General features: G+C 49.6%; 19 protein-coding genes. 4 read left to right on the top strand and 15 right to left on the bottom strand.

All coding sequences use genetic code 11. From position 1 onward, the window contains the following. Positions 1-22 precede the first annotated feature (22 nt). Positions 23-1,714: a T9SS type A sorting domain-containing protein gene (locus tag AC5RDV_RS07345; protein ID WP_282747948.1), complete on the top strand. Its 1,692-nt coding sequence runs from the start codon at positions 23-25 to the stop codon at positions 1,712-1,714. Positions 1,715-1,937: 223 nt separating this feature from the next. On the opposite strand, the gene AC5RDV_RS07350 is transcribed toward AC5RDV_RS07345, so the two are convergent. The 3 genes from AC5RDV_RS07350 to fdxA all read right to left on the bottom strand — a co-directional run bounded on the left by AC5RDV_RS07350 (position 1,938) and on the right by fdxA (position 3,981). Continuing rightward, complete coding sequence (locus AC5RDV_RS07350; RefSeq protein WP_494222147.1) at positions 1,938-2,156, bottom strand: DUF6722 family protein; 219 nt, start codon at positions 2,154-2,156, stop codon at positions 1,938-1,940. 716 nt (positions 2,157-2,872) lie between these two features. Then, positions 2,873-3,721 carry an urea transporter gene (locus tag AC5RDV_RS07355; RefSeq protein ID WP_282747946.1) on the bottom strand — a complete coding sequence of 283 codons (849 nt, stop codon included), beginning with the start codon at positions 3,719-3,721 and terminating at the stop codon, positions 2,873-2,875. Between the two features lie 95 nt (positions 3,722-3,816). Then, positions 3,817-3,981 (bottom strand): 4Fe-4S ferredoxin, encoded by a 165-nt coding sequence (gene fdxA / locus AC5RDV_RS07360; protein ID WP_008628372.1) that lies wholly within the window; start codon positions 3,979-3,981, stop codon positions 3,817-3,819. Between the two features lie 182 nt (positions 3,982-4,163). Here fdxA and porT point away from each other — a divergent pair, with 182 nt between their 5' ends. Further along, on the top strand, positions 4,164-4,868 hold the full coding sequence (porT, locus tag AC5RDV_RS07365; protein ID WP_008617315.1) for a type IX secretion/gliding motility protein PorT/SprT: 705 nt from the start codon (positions 4,164-4,166) through the stop codon (positions 4,866-4,868). Positions 4,869-4,871: 3 nt separating this feature from the next. Here porT and AC5RDV_RS07370 read toward each other — a convergent pair whose 3' ends face one another. Together AC5RDV_RS07370 and AC5RDV_RS07375 are read right to left on the bottom strand one after the other, a co-directional pair. After that, positions 4,872-5,747, bottom strand: coding sequence for a bifunctional metallophosphatase/5'-nucleotidase (locus AC5RDV_RS07370; RefSeq protein ID WP_282747945.1), 876 nt, complete (start codon positions 5,745-5,747; stop codon positions 4,872-4,874). Then, positions 5,744-6,499: a 5'-nucleotidase C-terminal domain-containing protein gene (locus AC5RDV_RS07375; RefSeq protein WP_282747944.1), complete on the bottom strand. Its 756-nt coding sequence runs from the start codon at positions 6,497-6,499 to the stop codon at positions 5,744-5,746. Before AC5RDV_RS07375 ends, AC5RDV_RS07370 begins: the two co-directional genes overlap by 4 nt. A 200-nt stretch (positions 6,500-6,699) precedes the next feature. Between AC5RDV_RS07375 and rplS the strand changes: the two genes are divergently transcribed. Next, the gene (gene rplS / locus AC5RDV_RS07380) at positions 6,700-7,065 is read left to right on the top strand and encodes a 50S ribosomal protein L19 (protein ID WP_008628369.1); all 366 of its coding nucleotides are present in this window, start codon (positions 6,700-6,702) and stop codon (positions 7,063-7,065) included. Positions 7,066-7,160: 95 nt separating this feature from the next. On the opposite strand, the gene AC5RDV_RS07385 is transcribed toward rplS, so the two are convergent. The 4 genes from AC5RDV_RS07385 to AC5RDV_RS07400 are packed head-to-tail and all read right to left on the bottom strand — an operon-like array spanning position 7,161 to position 11,623. After that, positions 7,161-7,994: a CvfB family protein gene (locus tag AC5RDV_RS07385; protein ID WP_130893960.1), complete on the bottom strand. Its 834-nt coding sequence runs from the start codon at positions 7,992-7,994 to the stop codon at positions 7,161-7,163. Continuing rightward, on the bottom strand, positions 7,991-8,662 hold the full coding sequence (locus AC5RDV_RS07390) for an ABC transporter ATP-binding protein (RefSeq protein WP_130893959.1): 672 nt from the start codon (positions 8,660-8,662) through the stop codon (positions 7,991-7,993). The genes AC5RDV_RS07385 and AC5RDV_RS07390 overlap by 4 nt, the downstream gene beginning before the upstream one ends. A gap of 7 nt (positions 8,663-8,669) precedes the next feature. After that, positions 8,670-9,386 (bottom strand): tRNA threonylcarbamoyladenosine dehydratase, encoded by a 717-nt coding sequence (locus AC5RDV_RS07395; RefSeq protein WP_282747943.1) that lies wholly within the window; start codon positions 9,384-9,386, stop codon positions 8,670-8,672. Then, on the bottom strand, positions 9,383-11,623 hold the full coding sequence (locus AC5RDV_RS07400) for a cation:proton antiporter (RefSeq protein ID WP_302442613.1): 2,241 nt from the start codon (positions 11,621-11,623) through the stop codon (positions 9,383-9,385). The genes AC5RDV_RS07395 and AC5RDV_RS07400 overlap by 4 nt, the downstream gene beginning before the upstream one ends. 24 nt (positions 11,624-11,647) lie before the next feature. Here AC5RDV_RS07400 and AC5RDV_RS07405 point away from each other — a divergent pair, with 24 nt between their 5' ends. After that, a complete protein-coding gene (locus tag AC5RDV_RS07405) occupies positions 11,648-12,658 on the top strand; it encodes an aspartate-semialdehyde dehydrogenase (RefSeq protein ID WP_008628364.1) in 1,011 nt (336 codons plus the stop codon). A gap of 93 nt (positions 12,659-12,751) precedes the next feature. Here the strand turns inward: AC5RDV_RS07405 and AC5RDV_RS07410 are convergent, their stop codons facing one another. Genes AC5RDV_RS07410 through AC5RDV_RS07435 form a run of 6 tightly spaced genes read right to left on the bottom strand, consistent with a single transcriptional unit; the run spans position 12,752 to position 19,712 of the window. Continuing rightward, positions 12,752-14,149 (bottom strand): family 43 glycosylhydrolase, encoded by a 1,398-nt coding sequence (locus tag AC5RDV_RS07410; protein WP_494222148.1) that lies wholly within the window; start codon positions 14,147-14,149, stop codon positions 12,752-12,754. A 52-nt stretch (positions 14,150-14,201) separates the two neighbouring features. Beyond that, on the bottom strand, positions 14,202-15,602 hold the full coding sequence (locus AC5RDV_RS07415) for a glycoside hydrolase family 28 protein (protein WP_008625836.1): 1,401 nt from the start codon (positions 15,600-15,602) through the stop codon (positions 14,202-14,204). Positions 15,603-15,637: 35 nt separating this feature from the next. Beyond that, positions 15,638-17,227 (bottom strand): MGH1-like glycoside hydrolase domain-containing protein, encoded by a 1,590-nt coding sequence (locus AC5RDV_RS07420; protein ID WP_232038446.1) that lies wholly within the window; start codon positions 17,225-17,227, stop codon positions 15,638-15,640. A gap of 53 nt (positions 17,228-17,280) precedes the next feature. Beyond that, positions 17,281-18,867, bottom strand: coding sequence for a hypothetical protein (locus AC5RDV_RS07425; RefSeq protein ID WP_008625843.1), 1,587 nt, complete (start codon positions 18,865-18,867; stop codon positions 17,281-17,283). Beyond that, positions 18,845-19,270, bottom strand: coding sequence for an ExbD/TolR family protein (locus AC5RDV_RS07430; RefSeq protein ID WP_008625844.1), 426 nt, complete (start codon positions 19,268-19,270; stop codon positions 18,845-18,847). Before AC5RDV_RS07430 ends, AC5RDV_RS07425 begins: the two co-directional genes overlap by 23 nt. Further along, complete coding sequence (locus AC5RDV_RS07435) at positions 19,248-19,712, bottom strand: ExbD/TolR family protein (RefSeq protein ID WP_276787132.1); 465 nt, start codon at positions 19,710-19,712, stop codon at positions 19,248-19,250. The genes AC5RDV_RS07430 and AC5RDV_RS07435 overlap by 23 nt, the downstream gene beginning before the upstream one ends.

The raw sequence follows: 19,712 nt of genomic DNA on the forward strand, positions 1-19,712 counted from the left end.
TTCATTTTTTAAATTATCCATTATGAAAAGAACATTACTTATCGCAGCTTGTAGCCTGTTCTTGGCGGGCACGCAAGCATTTGCAGCCGACCAACAGAAGTGGTCCAAGTCGGTAGAAAATACCGTGTCGAAATGGGAAGAACTCAACCTCCAAGCCCCCACGGCTGTGGACAATGCAGGCAACACCTACGCCACGGGAGCATTCACGCAACCGATTGTCATCGGAAGCACCGTTCTTGACCCGATTGCCAACAGTGCCTATCTGGCCAAATACGATGCCAACGGCAACGCTCTTTGGGCTGTCGGTCTGCGCGGTGCAGCCACCATTACGGCCATCACCACCGATGAGCAGAACAACGTCTACGTGGCCGGGACTTTGGCCGATGCCGTGGAAGTGGGAAGCACGGATGGCAAAGCGCAAACCGTCAACGGCAAGGCCGGAGAAGTGGAAAACCAAGTGTCCAGTTTCATTGCGGCATACAGTGCCGAAGGTGCGTTGAAAGCTACAAAAGTCATTTGGCCGGAAGCCAATGCAGAAATAGCTTCCAGTGGGCTTTACTTTCCCCAAGAAGGATTTCCATATATAAAAATCAACCACATAGAAGCAAACAACGGAAAGTTGTACGCTTCAGCCATGTATACTGGCGACGTAACTATAGACAATGTACAATGGAAAGGCATATACATGAATATATTTGATTTCATGTATGATGACCTCATCAGTGCCGGTATTTTCTCATTGGATGCATCTGCACTAGACAATGCAGAATCCGTAGCGCAAGTCGGTGTTAAAACCCAATTGGGAGGTGATCAAATGGGAGTAGAAAGTATCAACTTCACGACAGAAAGCAATTCCGTATATTTGTGTTTTGCGGCCCAAGGCACACTGACATTCACTTATCCGAATGGAAGCGAAGACATTACTTTGGCGTTCGATAACACGAATGGAATGGTGGAACATGCTTTCATCACGGCTGCCATCCAAGATGGCAAGGCCACAACAAAAATATTCCATGCAGACTCCCATAGTAATGGAGCGTCTTATAACAACATCGGTAAAATGCAAATAGCAGACAATACCCTCTACATTGGCGGTACGTTCCATCAAATGATGCCTTTCGACAACAAGCTCACCCATGTAGGCGGATGCGACTTGTTTGCCACGGCATTGGACAAGAACTCATTAGAAGTACAATGGACTGCTAAAAGCGGTCTTGACGAGGGTAATGGAGACACCCAACATTTCAACGAGAACTTCACAAGCATGGCAGTAAACAACGGGGAGGTTTCTTTATATGGTTATGTCATTCAAGACCAAAACAGCGAGAAAACCATTACCCAATCATTGGCTTATACCTGCTCAAACGGTACGGCCACAAACAATGATGTCCCCCTGTTGGTAACCGGGGCCGCCACGAACGGCACAACCAAGGCCCTTCTCTCTGCCAACATCACAGACTTCTCCACAACCCTTGCCGCATACACTGTTAGCGGAGGCGACGGTATCAACGGTGTGAAGACTTTGTCTGCCCAACGTGTAGGCAATACGTTCTACTTCGCAGAACCAAACGACATTGCTGTCTACGACCTGCAAGGCCGCATGTTGAAACAAGCGAACCATGCGACTTCCGTCAGCATCGACGACCTGAACCAAGGCATTTACATCCTTTCAAGCGGAAAGAACACACTGAAAGTCCAAAAAACAAGTTTCTAAAAACAGATACTTTTCACACAAGCAAAACCCATCATTCCCGGCACATTCCGGAATGGTGGGTTTCTTTTTACAAAGCCGCACAAGTAAAATCAAGACCGAACCATTTACGGCTAAACACCTTATCTTTTTGAAGCGTCTTTCCGCAATTCATGCGTTCCCCAAATAATGACGGCCAAAGCGACCAATCCCACAAATGAAAGAAAAATCAATAATCCCATAACAATTATCTTTTAGACATCCTATATAAAATATACCCAGCGTACGCTGTCAAAGCGACAATGACCGTTCCCACAACAAACAACCATACGGCATCAATATCTAATTGCATAATGGCTGCCAATATGACACCACCGAATATCAATTTGGACAAGTCCAGACAGTAATCCCCGAACTTCTCACACAGCATACTTTTCTTTTCCGGACTCAGTTTCTCCATTTTCATAAAGGCAAAGATATATGTTTTCCCCGAACCCGTCAACAAAACAAAGGATTTTGTATCTCAGGGCGTTCCCATCTTTTTCAAGTGGCATTCCGACAAACTGTCAAAACGACAGTTCCACCCTCACGAGAATGTTTTATTCCGAACAGGCACGAGGCTTCGATGAAAAGAAACGATTCTCACTCATCGGACGAAAACTCTTCTGTCAGTCATTCCACGCCTCCCGCTAACCTTTTGCACACCGGAAAGGCAAGCCGTACGCAGGCCGAAGAGACATGGGAAAGCCAAAGGCGGCATTTGCTTGTTATCGTGTCATCCGGATTTTGACAACAACCGTCTTCCATTTAGAGAAAAAAAGGGCCATAAACGTCGTTTTTCGTACCCCTTTCAGTCGGCTTTTCCACCGGAAAACGGACTTTCCTGCCCAAACATGAGGAGAAAAAAATGTTTTTCTGCGCCGAACGAAAAATCATTCTCATGCGATTGATTCTTAAAATCCATCAACAAAACCCGTAAACAAGGGCACAATGTGAAAATATGTGTTTAAACGACAAGCAAAACCCGTATACATTGCCTTTTTCAAAGGTCTTTTTCCATCCACAAAAACGGCTGTGACCTTACACCCTGCCTCCCCAATAAGCATTTTAGCGTCAAAAAGACAAAACAAGCCTCTGCCAATAGGACAGGCAACGGTAAGATTCAGCGCATTAAAAAAACACCTATTTCCTGCACAAGGTACGCCGCATCCCTGAAACAATCCAAACGGACACGACGAACGGGGCCGTCAGCGTAGTCATTCCCAAACTCATCCCCCAAACCTGCAAAAGGACTGAGAGCGTGACGGACAATGTAGCCCACGCTGCCCCTGCCCAGGAACGGTCGCCCAAAGCAATGGCGCAAAGCACAGCGTTATATCCCAACAGACCTGCATTGAAAGCTGCATAATCGGAACCGACCATCCAGACCATGCCCAAAGGCAACAAGGCACCCCACACCGTATACAAGGCATGGACGCGGGAATTGAGCAATATGCCGGCCAAAAAGAAAAGTCCGGAAAGCACCGTGCCGCCTTGGAACATCACCTGACCGATATTCAGGCTAAAGGCCCGGAACCAGTCGGCTGCCGTTTCTTCCGGCATCACAGAAGATGACAACAATGAGGGGAACCACCCACGGCAAAGGGCCTGCAACAACCATACGGCAAGGATGAAAGGAGCCGTGAAACCGGGCAGAAGTTTCTGATAAGCGAACACGCGGGCTATCCATGTGGAGAGCATGGAACCCGCCACCAACAAAAGGAGGGAAGCCACCCCCGGCTCCATAAACACGCCGACGGCAATGCCCACCAACGTACCGTTGAAACCATACAAACCATCCTCTATATCTTCTTTTGAATATCCGGAAAAGAATGCCGTCACCGTACCGACAAAATTCCCCAAGAGGGCCAAAAGAGCCAATAGCCACGAGTTGCAAGCTATTCCCACTAACATCAACAAACCCGAAACCGCATTGTTCTGGAACATGACCTGCCCCAACCCTCTGCCTACAATCAAAAATCCCTCTTGCATACCTCTTGTCCTTATAAACGGAAAACCTTCTCCCCCTTTCGGAAGAGAAGGCCTTTCTTGTCTAACTTTTTAAAGATTATGTAATCTCCCCTGTCTTAGAGAGAAATTGCACCCGAAGGACAAACATCAGCGCAAGTACCGCACTCCGTGCAAGCGTCAGCGTTGATTACATATTTTTCACCTTCAGAAATTGCGCCTACCGGACACTCGTCGATGCAAGTACCGCAAGCTACACAATCATCACCAATTACGTAAGCCATATTGATTAGAATTTAAATTATTAATGCCTTGTTTTATTCAAACGATACCGCAAAGTTAGTATTTAAATAGAATCCCCCAAAATATTTTCTCACTATTTTTAGTGATTTTCATCCGAAAAGCCACGGCCAAATGCAATAAGCTGCGTATCTTTGCGTTGTTTTCTAATAAATATCAATGATTCATGAAAAGAATTCTGGCCGTCCTCCTTTGCCTATTGTCCGCGTATGGCATGATGGCACAGGAGCGTAAACTCCAGCATCGTCCGTACATCGACCAAAGGAGATTCCACTATGGGTTCCTCTTCGGCGTACACATGCAGGACCTGGAACTGAAAAACAACGGCTATGTAGACCCGGAAACCGGCGAGCAATGGTATGCCGATGTGGACAACTACAGTCCGGGATTCAGTGTGGGCGTATTAGGTGAAATGCGCCTGAACACCTATTTGTCCCTGCGCCTCGTCCCTACCCTGCATTTCGGACAGAAGCACGTGTCTTTCCATGAACAAAGAACGGGGCAGGACAGTACGCAAAACATCAAATCGACTTATATTTCCGTCCCGTTGGACTTGAAGTTCGCCGCCCCACGCTATAACAACTTCCGCCCTTATTTCATTGCAGGCGTGAACCCGATGGTAGACCTGACTACCAAGAAACAAAAAGCCCTGCTCATGAAACCTTTCGACTGTTATATCGAAGTGGGCATGGGCTGCGACATCTACCTGCCCTTTTTCAAGCTCATCCCCGAACTGAAGTTCTGTTTCGGATTGGCGGACATTCTACAAAAAAACCGCAACGATTTGATAGACAATTCGCTGCGAAAATTCACCAATTCTTTGGATGGGGCATCGTCGAAAATGATTGTACTGACGCTCTATTTTGAATAAGGGTCAGTCTTCTGTCGGCGACATTTCCAACAGCAACATGCCGACATAACGCCCGTGCTTGCCCATCTGGTTGCAATACACATCCTTCCCCTCGGCATTTTTCAATACTTCGGGATGCTCGAAATAAGTATGCGAATGGCCGCCCAGCACAATGTCGATATGGCGCGTGGCCGGCACTAATTCCGTGTCGTCCAGACCGTCGATGTCCCACCCTAAATGGGAGAGGCACACCACAAGGTCGCAGTGCTCCTTATTCTTCAGTTCATCGGCCACGCGATTGGCTGCCGTAACCGGATCTTCATACGTCACCCCTTTGTAATTCTCTGAAGCAACCATTCCCTCCAACTGCGTGCCCAATCCGAACACTCCGACCTTCACTCCCTTACGTTCCAATATGACATACGGGCGTACCAATCCCTCCAACACCGTGCCTTCGACATGATAATTCGCACAAACGATAGGGAAATCAGCCTCGCGGAATATGCGCGCCATGTTGTTCAACCCGAAATCAAACTCATGATTCCCGATGGTGGCCGCATCATAACGCATTTCGTTCATCAACTTTACTTCCACATCCCCTTTATACAAATTGTAATAAGCAGAACCTTGTGAAAAGTCACCGCTGTCAAAAAGCAGCAAGTCCGGGTCTTCTGCACGCAAATCGCGCACCAGTGCCGCACGGCGCACAAAACCGCCTTTATCCGCCAATGCCGTATCGGACGAATTAGGGTTGACCGGCATCACACAACTGTGCGTGTCATTGGTGTGCACGATACGTAATTCCACTTCACCGCCTTGCACCGCAAACACGGTGCTTGCCAGTCCGCACAAGACCGACCACATCATAATCTTCACCTTTTTCATTGTCCGGTTTCTCATTGTTTGACGATTCTACCCTCCATACGGGCCGTGATTTTATCCCCTTGCGCAGCCGTCCGGCGAATGGACTCCATGATCAAATCGCGTACGGCTATATCCGTGACATTCTTCGACAAATTATCTTTCAGGGCATACATTTTGTCATTTCCCTCGGCCAGATAGTCCAACGTGGAAATCACATATATACCATTGGGGTCAATCGGTTTTCCCCCGACCTCGGCACTCAACAAGCGTCCGTCTGCGGTAATGACCAGACGCGCACCGCTGATCCCCTCGCCCCCTACGGCAGCTATCTGTTCCATCAGCTCCGTCAGTTTACGCCCGTCCAAAGAGAGGATGCACAGGTGATTCTCGAACGGGGCTATTTCCAACACATCTCCATACGTCACCTTGCCCTTAGGCATCGTGCTCCGCAGCCCGCCGATATTGCATAGGCCGATATCGGCCATCTTCCCCACCCGGAGCGACCCCTCACGCAACACGTCGGCCACAAAATTCGACAAAAGGCTCTCGGGACGGTCTGCTCGCATAGCCACTTCGCTTTCTCCCAACACCGGCGACATCATGCTGTCTACGGCATGACGATAAGGAGCCACCACGCGCAAAGCCCCGCTATCGGGATTGGCGTCCAGACAACGGGTCACCTCATAACGCCCGGCTTTCACGTCTCCCAATTCGTAACGTTGGGCAAACGTTGCCGCAGACCACCCGCAACATACGTATAAAAACAAAATTCTGAATGTTCTCATCATATTTGGTTTGTATTCCACGGCCAAATTTACGAAAAAAAAGTCCATGCCCTGTCAATCAGGCTGAAAAAACACATAAGCCTTTGGTTATTCCATAAAATAGCCGTACCTTTGCACCGCTTTCCGTACAATCGCTGGCAGGATGCAGAGTTCCCTGTTATGTTGTATTGGGACGACAAACAATTTAATGATTAAAACAAACAATGGCAGATTTAATTAAAATTGCAGAAGAAGCGTTTGCTACCGGTAAGGAACATCCCCAATTCAAAGCAGGCGACACCGTTACCGTGGCATATAAAATCGTCGAAGGTAACAAAGAGCGTATCCAGCAGTACCGTGGTGTGGTCATCAAGATTTCAGGCCACCAGAACAAAAAACGTTTCACGGTTCGCAAAATGTCCGGAACGGTGGGAGTAGAACGTATATTCCCGATTGACAGCCCGAACATTGACAGCATCGTAGTGAACAAGATTGGTAAAGTTCGCCGCGCCAAATTGTATTACCTGCGCAAACTTACCGGCAAAAAGGCCCGTATCGCAGAAAAGCGCACAATCGGCGGCGACAAATAAGCCTCATACGTTTCAAAACCACACAGCGTCGGAAAGCATATCCCATGAAGGGAACTTTCCGACGCTGATTTTTTATGCCCAATCTTTCCGGAAGGTCAGACCAGACGCAAGCCCTCGTCCGTGATTTCGATAAGCCTTTTCTTATAAAGGTCGCCCACGGCTTTCTTGAAAACTTTCTTGCTGACACCGAACATCGCGTAAATTTCTTCTGCCGGACTCTTATCACACAAAGAGGTACGGCCGGCATTATGCTGCAAGTGTTCCAAAAGCACTTGCGAAAAATCGTCCACCGCTTCCCTGCCCTGTTTCTGCAAGGTGACATCCAGTTTACCGTCCGGACGGACTTGCTTTATATAAGCCTGCATACGGTCTCCCGTATGTAAAGGCCGGAACAAGTCATTGTCGTAAACCAAGCCGGAAAAACGGTTGTCCACAATGACCTTGAAACCCAAATCCGTTTTTTGCCAGACTAAAACCTGCACCTCATCGCCTTCGCTGTAAGGAGGCATCTCGTCCGACAAATAATGTTCCACTTTGGCCGAAGCCATCAGGCGGTAGCTTTCCTCGTCGATATGCAGATGCACGATATAACTCCGCCCCTTCTGCATCTTGAGCTTCTGCTCACGGAATGGCACGAACAAATCTTTCATCAGCCCCCAATCGAGGAACGCCCCGTAATTGTTTACCCACGCAACCTGCAAATAAGCAAAATCTCCGACTTGGGCCAAAGGCGTCTGCGTGGTAGCGACCAAACGTTCTTCACTATCCAAGTACAAGAAGACATCCAACTCGTCTCCCACGCTGCAACCTTCCGGCACATAACGTGCCGGAAGAAGAATCTCTCCTGCATCGCCTCCATCCAAATACATGCCGAAATCCACGGCCTTAACCACCCTGAGGCGGTTCATCTTTCCTAATTCTATGTTCATAGGGATATATTTTTATCATCGGTTATCAAACCGTCTTTCATGTGAATGGTACGGTCTGTCAAACGTGCCAACCCGTCATCGTGGGTCACAATGACGAACGTTTGCCCGAACCGTTCCCGTAAATCGAAGAACAGCTGATGTAGCTCTCCCTTGTTTTTCGTATCCAGACTCCCCGAAGGTTCGTCGGCAAAGACTACGGAAGGATGGTTGACCAAAGCGCGTGCCACAGCCACCCGCTGCTTTTCTCCTCCCGAAAGCTCGTTAGGCTTGTGGGAAGCCCTGCCGGACAGTCCCATGAAGTCCAACAGTTCTTGTGCCCTCGCCTTGGCCTCGCTTGTGGAAGCACGCCCGATGTATGCCGGAATCATCACGTTCTCGAGTGCAGTGAACTCGGGTAACAACTGATGGAACTGAAACACGAATCCGATGCGCCGGTTACGGAAATTCGCCATTTCCTTGCGGTCCAAGCTTTCCATGGCAACCCCGTCGAGCCGGACACTTCCGCTGTCCGGCTTATCCAACGTCCCCATAATCTGCAACAACGTGGTCTTTCCGGCCCCACTCGGCCCCACGATGCTCACCACCTCGCCCTTACTGATATCGAGGTCGATTCCTTTGAGCACTTCAAGCGAACCGAAACTTTTCCTTATACTCCTGACTTCTATCATAATCCTTCTATAACCTGCTTATCACGTATTGTGCCAAGTAACAGCCGAACACGGCCGGCATATAACTCACCGTGCCCGTCGTGGTCTTCTTGTTCCGTTCTCCCTCTACCTGGACCAAAGCGGCCGGGTCTGCCTGCTGGGCGCAAAACACCACCGGTAACGGACGACGCATGCCGTCTCTTTTCAGCCGGGTCCGCACAGCTTTGCTCAACCCGCAATGAAACGTCTCCCACAAGTCGGCAAAACGGATTTGGGTAATATCCGTTTTCGCCCCGGCCCCCATGCTGCTCACGATCCTGACGCGTCTTTTCATCGCCTCTTCTATCAAAGCACATTTCGGTGCTATCGTGTCGATGGCATCAACGATAAAGTCAAACTTCGCGCTGTCCAGTAAAGCACCGACCGACTGCTCTTCCAGAAATTCATCCCGCACGGTCAAGCCGAGTTCCGGATTGATATCCTTAAAGCGCTGCTCCAACACGCGGACTTTTTCCTCCCCGACCGTCGAATGCAGGGCACACAACTGGCGGTTGATATTGCTTGGTTGCACCCGGTCGGCATCCAACAACGTCAACCGGCCGACTCCGGCACGTACCAACATCTCGGCGGCATACGCTCCTACGCCCCCCGTACCGACCACCAAGACATGTGCCCGGCGGAAACGTTCCATCTTGTCTGGCCCCATCAGAAGCGACGTACGCTCTAACCAATCCGGTGTTGTCATTGGCCATCCTCCTTTCCGTTGCTACGCGACAACCAATTCTTATACCACTCCTTGGCCGCCTCGTAGCGCAAATCGGTTGTCAACGGCTCGTTCACGCTCACATCCTTCGTCGCAGCCTCGGCATACACGTCCGGGAAAATCAACATTAACCCCGTATTCATATAGTACTTTTTGATTTGGCGGGGAATGTGGTCGAACGACGGACGGAAAGAAATAGACCCTCTACGCGCTAACACGACCACCAACATGTGGTCTTCCCTGACCTCCCGCGAAATACGTTTCAACTCATTTCCACCATCGGTCTGGACATATTCCGCACGGATAGACGCGTGGTAAGTTTCCAGATAACGTTGTAAAATCCGGATAGTGTCGGGATGGGCGTGATAAATAATCCTACAGCCCAGTCCTACAGCCAAACGGGCCACACGCTCTACCCAATGATAAAAACCGGCCTCAAACTGGGCCTTGGCCGGTACGGCTACATGAATGCGGCGAATCGTATTGACCGGCACCGTACAGCGTATCATCGTAATCTGACGGTTCAGGCGGTTCAACAAACTGATCAGCACCGGCCCGAAAAACGACTCAGAAGGAGAATTCTGCATGTGCAAGCCTACCACTAATTCGGAATAATCGTTCTCCTTCATGCAATGGATAATACCATTTGACAAGTTAGTAGCCAGACGCACTTTGGTCTGCATCTGCACGTTGGCAGCCGAAGCGATGGCAGATGCAGCCTCCAACAGTTTCATCCCCTGTTCACGTGCCTTGTCATCATTGTCCAACACCACATTGACAGCACTCATCGGAGCCTCCGACTTGTCCTTCCGCATCAACAAAGCCATGTTGACCAAATAATCCACCGTGTCGGGATAGGCCAAGGCAATCAAAGCCGACTCTTCGTCCAACGGACGCGGTTCACTGATATTACCATCCTGTAAAGCCAACCTTCGTGCCGCCACATCCGTAATCAACGAACTGACCACACATGTCACTAATATCAATAATATCGTACCGTTCAGCACATCTTCATTCAACAGCCTCCCGCCGGAAGGCAAAATGATATTATAGCCCACCAATACCGCAGCAAGCGTAGCCGCCGCCTGGGCGTTACTCAGACCGAACATCAGTTCCCGCTCCAATACCGACATCTTAAAGACCTTCTGAGTCACCCACGAAGCGATCCATTTTCCGGCCAACGCCATGGTTATCATCACACCGGCTACTTTCAATGCCTCACCTGACCCGAACAACACACGCAGGTCGATAATCATGCCGACCCCGATAAGGAAATAAGGAATAAACAAAGCATTGCCCACAAATTCCAAATGGTGCATCAGCGGTGCGCTATGCGGAATAAGCCGGTTTAATACCAGTCCGGCCAAAAAGGCCCCTAATATTCCTTCCATCCCAATGAGTTCCATCAAGCCGGCACTCAAAAAGACCATGGCCAACACAAAGATGAACTGAATGACCGGATCGTTGTACCGACGGAAAAACCACCGGGCAATACGGGGAAAAGAATATACGATGAAGAGGGAAAGCAAGATGACTTTCAACAAAAGTACAACGCCGAACCAACCTCCGTGCACCTCCTCACGGAACATGCCCGAGATGAAAGCCAATACCAACAAGGTCAGCGTATCGGTCACAATAGTTCCCCCCACCGCAATACTCACACTGCGGTTACGCGACACCCCGTATCGAATCACGATAGGATAGGCTATCAAGGTATGCGAGGCATACATACTGGCCAACAGAACGGAAGTCACCAGGCTGTATTTCAGGAGGAACACATTGCTGACGACACCCATCGTCAGGGGAAAAACAAATGCCGCCAACCCCAACGTCAACGCCTGCCAACGAATCCGTTTCATGTGCTGCATATCCATCTCCAAACTGGCCAAAAACATGATGTAATACAAGCCCACGTTCCCGAACAGTTCAAAACTGCTGTCCTTGTCCAACACATGCAAACCGTATGGCCCAATCAACACACCGGCCAAAATCATGCCGACAATGTGGGGTATCTTCAGTTTACCCAATAAGATAGGTGCAAACAGAATGATGCTCAACACTAAAAAGAATATCCACGTGGGATCCGTGACGGGAAAATATGTAGACAAGTCGGGCATCTGCATGAGTATCTGTATTAATTTAAGATGCAAAGTAACGAAAAAGTTTCCATTTTGTATGTCCAATCGTAATAAATTATCTATTTTTGCAACCGGAATCATCACAACTTTTAAAAATTATATGAAATGAAAGTAGCTATTGTAGGTGCGAGCGGCGCGGTGGGTCAGGAATTCCTGCGTGTGCTCGAAGAGAGAAACTTCCCATTGGACGAACTCGTTTTATTTGGTTCAACACGCAGTGCAGGTTCCAAATACAAATTCCGTGGCAAAGAAATCGAAGTGAAGCTTCTTCAGCACAACGATGATTTTAAAGACATCGACATCGCTTTCACCTCGGCCGGTGCCGGCACATCCAAAGAATTTGCCGAAGACATCACCCGTTACGGTGCAGTCATGATAGATAATTCAAGTGCATTCCGCATGGACAAGGACGTGCCTCTCGTCGTGCCCGAATGTAACGCAGCAGATGCCTTGGAGCGTCCGCGCGGCATCATCGCCAACCCGAACTGTACGACCATCATGATGGTCACGGCCCTGCAACCTATCGAAAACCTGAGCCATATCAAACGTATCCACGTGGCCAGCTATCAGGCTGCCAGCGGAGCGGGTGCCGCTGCCATGGCCGAACTGGAACAGCAGTACCGTGAAGTATTGGAAGGCAAACCCGTCACCGTGAAGAAGTTTGCCTATCAGTTGGCTTATAACGTTATCCCCCAAATTGACGTATTCCAAGACAACGGGTATACCAAAGAAGAAATGAAGATGTTCAACGAGACACAGAAGATCATGCACAGCGACGTGCAATGTTCGGCCATGTGTGTGCGCGTACCGGCCCTGCGTTCCCATTCGGAAGCCATCTGGTTGGAAACGGAACGTCCGCTCACGGTAGAGGAAGTGCGTGAAGCCATCACCCACGGCGAAGGCGTGCAACTGATGGACGACCCGTCCACACAGACTTACCCCATGCCGCTCTTCCTGGCCGGAAAAGACGATGTATACGTAGGCCGTATCCGTAAGGACCTGGCCAACGAAAACGGCATGACGCTTTGGCTCGTAGGCGACCAAATCAAGAAAGGTGCCGCACTGAATGCAGTGCAGATTGCCGAATACCTGATTAAAGTGGGAAATGTGAAGTAACAACGACAATCTCATATAAAAAGCGGATAAGATTGATAAAGAATGAATCTTATCCGCTTTATTTTATGATACAACAATATCTTGTACTTAACCTTATTCTTCAAAGATGCAGGCTTGCCTGATGCCGATGCGGCATCCCTTGCTGCCGTAAATCCTCTTCGACTTGTCGGTCCACACGGGACTGATGCCGGTCACTTCCACGCAAAGCGTGTATTTGCCCCGAGGTTTGCAGGGCGTAATGATGCGGATGGCCGTTTCGGGGTATTTGCTGTAATAATCCACGAGCGAGGAATATACCGTATCTCGTTGGGAATCTAACACGCTGACACGGGCATATCCGCCCAACGGGCCGGCTTCCCCGATGAGTGCCGCATGGGTGCCCTCGAAGCCCATCTCCATTTTGCCGCCCGGGGTGTCCGACACGAGCGCGCCGTCCTCCCTTCTCCAATGTGCGGGGCACCTGATTTTCCCGGAGGGAAGCATCTTGCCCCCTTTCAGGGCATCCGTGGGGCGGAGCGTGCGCATGTCCCATGCCTGCCAGTATTCGGGAATGGATATTCTTGTGCCTTCCGCCTGCAGGGGCATCCACACGTATGTGGCGGCAGAAGCCTGACGGGGATACGACCAACGGTCGCCCATGAACATGGGAACGGTGTCGTTGCCGTGCCGAAGGGGGAAAACGAAAGTGGTTTGCGAGTTGTAGGTGAGTCGGCCTTCCGGGCAGAACAGGCCGCGTCGTGTCCACGGACCTTCTATCCGTGGGGCGGTAAAGTAGAAATTGTCGTTCTTCTCCCAACTGGTCAGGTTCGAATAGAGCAAGTAGTATATGCCATCCTTTTTGAACATGGCAGGGGATTCGCCGGAGTCCTTGACGTGGGCCACTTCCGTTTCCACGGAGCGGTAATCGTCGCTCAGGCGGTAGATGGGGCCGTGGTGGATGAGCAGGTAACCCTTGCCGTCGGTGTCTTGGAACGTGCCCATGTCCCAACGCTTGACAGGTTTCCCTTGATAGAGCAACGGGCCTTGCAACTGGTAGTCCCCGTCGATGGTCTTGCATGTGGCGTAACCGATATACGGGTCTTTGTATCCCATGTCGTCGGCGTGCATGAACATGACGTATTCCCCCGTCTTGGGGCATTTCATGACCTTGACACGCTCGCCCACGCGGTTGGGGCCGAGGATGCCGTCCGGTTGCACCCGCAAGACCACGTTCTCGAATTTCCAGTTGACCAGGTCATCGGAAGAGTAGCAGGAAAAGCCCGGGAAGGCATTGCTCTTGTCCGACTTCCATTCGCCGAACAGGTAATAACGCCCGTCCTCTTCCACGATGCAGGCACCATGGGCGTTGACGATGCCGCCCCGGTCGTCGAACCACGGGATGCCGTTGACTATCACCGCCTGTTTTTCTGAATTTAAACAAAAATCCTTGCCTAAGACGAAAACAGGAGAGCAGAAAAGAACTATGAACGATAAAAATATCCTATATTGCATTCCAAGTAAAATTATCTGTTGATATTAAAAGACTCCGGCTATTTCAACGCAGCTATTCAGACACCACATCCGGCCGGATTTGCGAATAGTGTATGTTGTCCAACATCAGATTGATGACATTACGGCTTCGGTTGGATGCCCCCTTCGCTTTATCAACATAGACATCCCTAACAAATATATCTTTAGGCTTCAACCGTTTATCACCAGAAAATTCATAGACATAATCAGCAGAGCCACATTTTATGCCCCTTACGTGAATGCCTTTTATGGAAGTGAGGCGCTCTTCATAAGTAGGCACCAAATCCCTCCATTGGTACATGACATCCATATCCAACCCCACAAGGTAGCCTGTCTTATTACAGGTTATATCTTCCAAATGAATGTTTTCAACAAAACCTCCTCTTCGGCAATTGGTTTTAATGAAGAATAAACACCGTACAGAGCCAAGCACATCACAATGATGCATAAAGATGTTACGTATCCCTCCCGACAGTTCACTGCCTATTCCCAACAATGTATGTCCGGCCAGAATCTTACAATTCCTGATAACGATATTTTCACTGGGCGTATCCAACCTCCACGCGTCCCGGTTCCGTCCCGACTTGATGACTACCGCATCATCCCCTTGGTCAAACGTACAGTTCTCAATCAGGAAATCACGGCTCATTTCCAAATCTATTCCGTCATTGTTATGCCCATTAGCCTTTACATCAAGCCGACGCACAATACCTCCTTTGCACATATAAAGATGAATGGTCCAAAAAGGGCTCTCCCTGATGCTGAAGTCTTCAAGAAGCACATTCCGACAACGATTCAAATGTATCAGATGGGGACGGAGGTTATTCTCCCCTTCAGCCATTTGCCGTTTTTCCACCGCAATATCAGTGGATGCCATCTCATACAGTTTTTTCAATGCATCCATGTGGGCTTGAGGCCGGGCAAACCACTTTTTCCATGTCTCCATTCGCGGAGCCAAGGTCCCGCTGCCCGTAATGGCTATATTTTCACAATCATAGGCATAAACCAACGGAGAATAATTATAACACTCCATACCCTCCCATGAAGTCATGACAGCCGGAAGGTAATCTAAAGGAGTGTCCGTAAAACTCAGCACCGCCCCCTTCTCCAAATGCAGGTTCACATTGCTTTTCAAATGGACAGGCCCGGTCAACCATTCTCCTGCAGGAACGACCACACGTCCTCCACCAGCCCGATGACAAGCATCCACAGCCCGTGCTATAGCTTTTGTATTCAATACCTTTCCCCCTTCTTTTGCCCCATACCGGGTTATCGGGAAATCTTTTTGGGGAAATACGCATAAGTACACAGAATCCATAGGAAACGGCGCTTCCACTTCCACTTTCTGATGCTTTACGCCACCAACCCCTGCATACAACGGAAAAAACGACACGAGATATGCAGCTATAAACAAAATTCTCAAAATCATGGCCATATTATTCAAATCAAATTAAAGAACATAATAAACTTCTACCATGAAACCCTTAGTTCCTGTAATCGGGCCGCTTGTGCCCTTACTTCTCCGTCCACAAGGACAAAAAAGCCCTTGCCCCGTCCATACCGTTTGCCCGTACGGTCGTAAAACACAGTCAAGACACGCCCTTGGTAACTCACGCCGTCAAGACAAAACCACTCCCAAGCTTGTGCCGGCACAAGAGGATGGACGACCACATTATCACCGGTTTGCGGACGGATACCGACCAGTCCGGAAATCAACAAATCGCAATACGTCGAATGGTTATAGTCTTTTCCTCTTTCCACACCTCCTTTTTCCGCAGACCATCCGCCATCCTTCCAAGAGGCCAGTCTCGTACGGGAAATCCAATCACCCGTATAAGGATTCTGGTTTTCGTCTATCCACGGTATGATACGGCCGTCCTCGCAAACCCTCCTTTGAGAACGGCTATATTTCAGGAACTGGTCAAAATAATCCTTCTCGGAAACGACATCCTGGCTATAATTGTTCAACACATTTGCCAATGCCGTCAACGTGACAGAAGTGGCAAAAGGCCAAACCGGTCCGTTCCATTGGCACTCGTGCCCTTCGTAAGACAACCTGAAACGGGGATGCGACTGTTCTGCCGTAGTCAACCCGTAAGGGGCATTGAAACCACTGTCTGACTTCATGAACTTCCACGCCTCTTCAAACCCCTTCCCTTTTTCAGGAAGATTCATGTACCAAGGCGTATATCCTTGAAGTTCGCGCACATCCACAAACGTCCCCTTCCTTTCCGAACGAGTCTTGAAAAAACAGCCCTCTTCATCCCACAAACTGTCCTCGACCAACTTTCTGAGATGCCCGGCTTTCTCGTTATATGCCTTAGCCATATTCCCGTCGCCTAAACATCCGGCCATCTCAGCCAATGCTTTAGCCTCCCCATACATGTAAGCATTGATAGAAGGGCGTTTTCCGCTTCCGCCTATTTGCATCTCCATCCCATCCCGGTCATCATAAGTACTAAACAAGCCATCCGGATTCCGGCCTATAAAATGTCCGCCATTGTTCCACCCCCTTTCCCAAGCCGCGTAATTCTTCACCAGTTCCGGAAACAAATCCAAGACTACATTTTGACGGCGCAATTTATAATACTCCCACAGTGCATTGGAAACCCAAAAGCTATACATTCTCGGATTCCCTTCCGAAAACCAGAAACGGGCATAAGCATTCACGTACCCGGTGTCCCTCAACCAACGGCCTTCATAAATATGATGCGCCGCCGCACAGGCAATCGAGTTATATTTTCCGGACCAATACACTTTCGGAAGGAACTCTGTAAAAATGAATCCATGGGGTATCTTCTTGATATGTTTCCTAAAAGTCCACCAACGAAAATAGTATGTCGTCATCACCTCCTTGTCCGGACAATCAAAAAAGGGAATGTTTTCTTGGAGAAAAGCCCAAGACGAATCGTTAGGAACATGCTGAACATACAATTCATTGTCTTCCTGGTTAAAACGATCTATATAACACTTGTAGTCAGAAGGACGCAAGACATAAAAATCCCTATCCCCGGCATGGGCATAAAGAAGCCCCACGATGACAGCACTTGCCACTGCCATAAACCTTTTTTTCTTCATCTCATTCTTCTTTAAATCACACAAAATATTGCCACTCAGTCCGTAGCCACGGCATAGTCCTGAGGAATAATCAGGAAACTGAAGCCGGCAGCTCCTCCACCCCCGTTCTCCAAGCGGAGCAGGATGCGGTTCCACCCTTGGCGGAACGTGAAAGGTTCGATATGCTCGTCTATATGGTACCAACTCGTACCCTTGTCCTGCCAGACGTCTTTCCCGTTAATCCACACCCGGCCGCTATCGTCCGTCCCGATGGCCACAAGCATGGTCGTAGCCTCATCGAAATACAATTCGGTATAGGCATAATAAGTGGAATGCCCCGTCGTGACAGGCACGGTATTGTGCATGGACTCGCTCTGCATGAATTTCCAACGCAAAGTCCCGTCCAACTGGACTTTCTCGCCTATCATCTTGACCGGGTGTGAATCGGTTTCTTCCGTTCCGACACCGACCTGCCCGTCCGTATAGACGGCATCAAAATCCACTGCGATTTCAGGTTGGTGGACAATGGCAAAATCATCACGACCGTAATTTTCCCATGGCCCTATCATATACCACGTGTTCACATACAGCCATCCCTTACGTTCCGCGTCTTTTGAAAAACGTCTGCCGGGCAAAGCTTGGGCTTTGACCATCATCTCATTCAAACGCGGACCACGATACTCGCTATAAGGTGTCTTTACTTCATCATTGGCATAGTTCACTCCGCCTAAGCCTCCGTCTCCCCATCCTCCGCCGGGACTTCCGAATCCACCGGGCTGGCCTTGTCCGTTCCCAAGTCCACCGCCGGGCTTACCGATGTTTCGCGGAACACCGAAAAGGTTCTCCAGACGCGAACCTGCCAAGCCAACCTGCCGCGAAGCCTGTCCCAACAGCCCCCGGTAATTGTTCAGGTCTGCCGTGCTCCTCACGGACAACCCCGCACTGGCATTACTGCCCGCAGAACGTTTCCACTCCATTCCTCCGGTCTGCATCCGTATCAGTTTCTCAAAATCCGGCATGCGCGTCGCACTTTGTTGCATGGAACTGTATACTTCCGGAAAAGACAATCCCTTCTGCAACGTCTGCTTGGCCGCATTCACTGCCAAGTGGTTTTGTTGGATTTCCCGTTCATACTGCCGTAACATTTCATAGAGTTCCTGCACCGACGGCCGGTTGCCCAACGGAGGTTCGCCGGCCTGCAAGATGGCACGGGCCATGGAAACGTCGTTGGCATCCCTTGGAGCCGACGGCGGAAGCTTACGAGACTCTACTTGAGACAGCAACCGGTTCTTTTGGTTCCTCATCTTTTCCGCCATTTTTTGAAAATGCGACAACTGTGTTTTCAAATTCTTCTTCACGGATATTTCCGACTGCTCCACCAGTTCCTTCGCATACTGGGAAGGCAAAGCCCGGTGTGCCTGCTCCATCTTCATTTTCTCGTTCAATTTGGCCGGTCTCGCCGCACGAGGTTTCAGTGCGCCGTGATGTTTCTCCACCGCATGTCCCTCCGGCAGTTTCATCGTACCCTGCGTGGAAGATGGAGGGGCAGACAGGATGCCCCATGCCAATGCCGCACAGGCCACAAGCGCTATTCCCCAAGCCACGACGGTGACCTTCCAATCAGTTTTCGTTGTAGTGTTCATCGTATGTTCGTATACCTATATTCGTTAAATTATAAAACTGGCAGGCATCCATCACCTCCACAAAACGTCCGAAAGGCGTATTCTTGTCCATGTCAATGCGTATCCGGCGGTCCGGAGTGGCAATACAGACATCCCGCAACTGCTCATGCAGGAAATTGGCCGTGCAAGGTTGGCCGTCCCAGTAAAAGTTACCTTCACTGTCCAACCCCACAATCGCCTGTTTGTCATCGGGCTTCAGCTTCACTGCAGCCTGCGATGCCGGCAAGTCCACCGGAATATCCCTGTTCTTGACCTTGGTCATAGTAGACACCAAGAAAAAGATAAGCAGCAGGAACACACAGTCTATCAATGGAGACATGGAGACTTCTGGCTCCTCTTCGTTATTTCCCAAAGGTAGTTTCATAAGGCTTTCCTCCTAAACGGACCCGCGTATGCGTGAATCCTTCCAACTGACATTGATCGAAAATCTCTATTACCGTATTGACCGGAACCGACCGGTAAGCCGCCACCTCTATGGCCACATCCGTCCCCACCTTCTCACGCAAAGCATTCAGATAGGCATTCAAATCCCCGATGGGCAGATAATCGTTCTCCCCGGTATAGGCGTCATGGTTCGCCACCTCATAGACCTGCTTGTCCTCGTCCACGGCTATAATCACGGTATTTTCACCCGAACGGGTCGTAGACAAACTGGAAGTCATCGCAGGCAACGACAGCGGTATCTGCATCTCCCATTTCTTCATCATGGTCGTGACCAGGAAAAAAATCAGCAACAGGAACACGCAGTCTATCAAAGGCGACATCTGGATGTCCACCTTTTCGTCTTCATCCAAAGGCAGTCTCAT

Source organism: Paraprevotella sp. (assembly GCF_986071375.1).

Bases quoted from the DNA above. Each gene is read 5' to 3' on its own strand.
- AC5RDV_RS07370 (WP_282747945.1), bottom strand. From the start codon at position 5,747: ATGAGAAACCGGACAATGAAAAAGGTGAAGATTATGATGTGGTCGGTC.
- AC5RDV_RS07350 (WP_494222147.1), bottom strand. From the start codon at position 2,156: ATGAAAATGGAGAAACTGAGTCCGGAAAAGAAAAGTATGCTGTGTGAG.
- AC5RDV_RS07355 (WP_282747946.1), bottom strand. From the start codon at position 3,721: ATGCAAGAGGGATTTTTGATTGTAGGCAGAGGGTTGGGGCAGGTCATG.
- AC5RDV_RS07385 (WP_130893960.1), bottom strand. From the start codon at position 7,994: ATGAACATAGAATTAGGAAAGATGAACCGCCTCAGGGTGGTTAAGGCC.
- fdxA (WP_008628372.1), bottom strand. From the start codon at position 3,981: ATGGCTTACGTAATTGGTGATGATTGTGTAGCTTGCGGTACTTGCATC.
- AC5RDV_RS07410 (WP_494222148.1), bottom strand. From the start codon at position 14,149: ATGCAATATAGGATATTTTTATCGTTCATAGTTCTTTTCTGCTCTCCT.
- AC5RDV_RS07405 (WP_008628364.1), top strand. From the start codon at position 11,648: ATGAAAGTAGCTATTGTAGGTGCGAGCGGCGCGGTGGGTCAGGAATTC.
- AC5RDV_RS07435 (WP_276787132.1), bottom strand. From the start codon at position 19,712: ATGAGACTGCCTTTGGATGAAGACGAAAAGGTGGACATCCAGATGTCG.
- AC5RDV_RS07400 (WP_302442613.1), bottom strand. From the start codon at position 11,623: ATGATTCCGGTTGCAAAAATAGATAATTTATTACGATTGGACATACAA.
- porT (WP_008617315.1), top strand. From the start codon at position 4,164: ATGAAAAGAATTCTGGCCGTCCTCCTTTGCCTATTGTCCGCGTATGGC.
- AC5RDV_RS07420 (WP_232038446.1), bottom strand. From the start codon at position 17,227: ATGGCAGTGGCAAGTGCTGTCATCGTGGGGCTTCTTTATGCCCATGCC.
- rplS (WP_008628369.1), top strand. From the start codon at position 6,700: ATGGCAGATTTAATTAAAATTGCAGAAGAAGCGTTTGCTACCGGTAAG.
- AC5RDV_RS07345 (WP_282747948.1), top strand. From the start codon at position 23: ATGAAAAGAACATTACTTATCGCAGCTTGTAGCCTGTTCTTGGCGGGC.
- AC5RDV_RS07375 (WP_282747944.1), bottom strand. From the start codon at position 6,499: ATGATGAGAACATTCAGAATTTTGTTTTTATACGTATGTTGCGGGTGG.
- AC5RDV_RS07395 (WP_282747943.1), bottom strand. From the start codon at position 9,386: ATGACAACACCGGATTGGTTAGAGCGTACGTCGCTTCTGATGGGGCCA.
- AC5RDV_RS07430 (WP_008625844.1), bottom strand. From the start codon at position 19,270: ATGAAACTACCTTTGGGAAATAACGAAGAGGAGCCAGAAGTCTCCATG.
- AC5RDV_RS07415 (WP_008625836.1), bottom strand. From the start codon at position 15,602: ATGGCCATGATTTTGAGAATTTTGTTTATAGCTGCATATCTCGTGTCG.
- AC5RDV_RS07425 (WP_008625843.1), bottom strand. From the start codon at position 18,867: ATGAACACTACAACGAAAACTGATTGGAAGGTCACCGTCGTGGCTTGG.
- AC5RDV_RS07390 (WP_130893959.1), bottom strand. From the start codon at position 8,662: ATGATAGAAGTCAGGAGTATAAGGAAAAGTTTCGGTTCGCTTGAAGTG.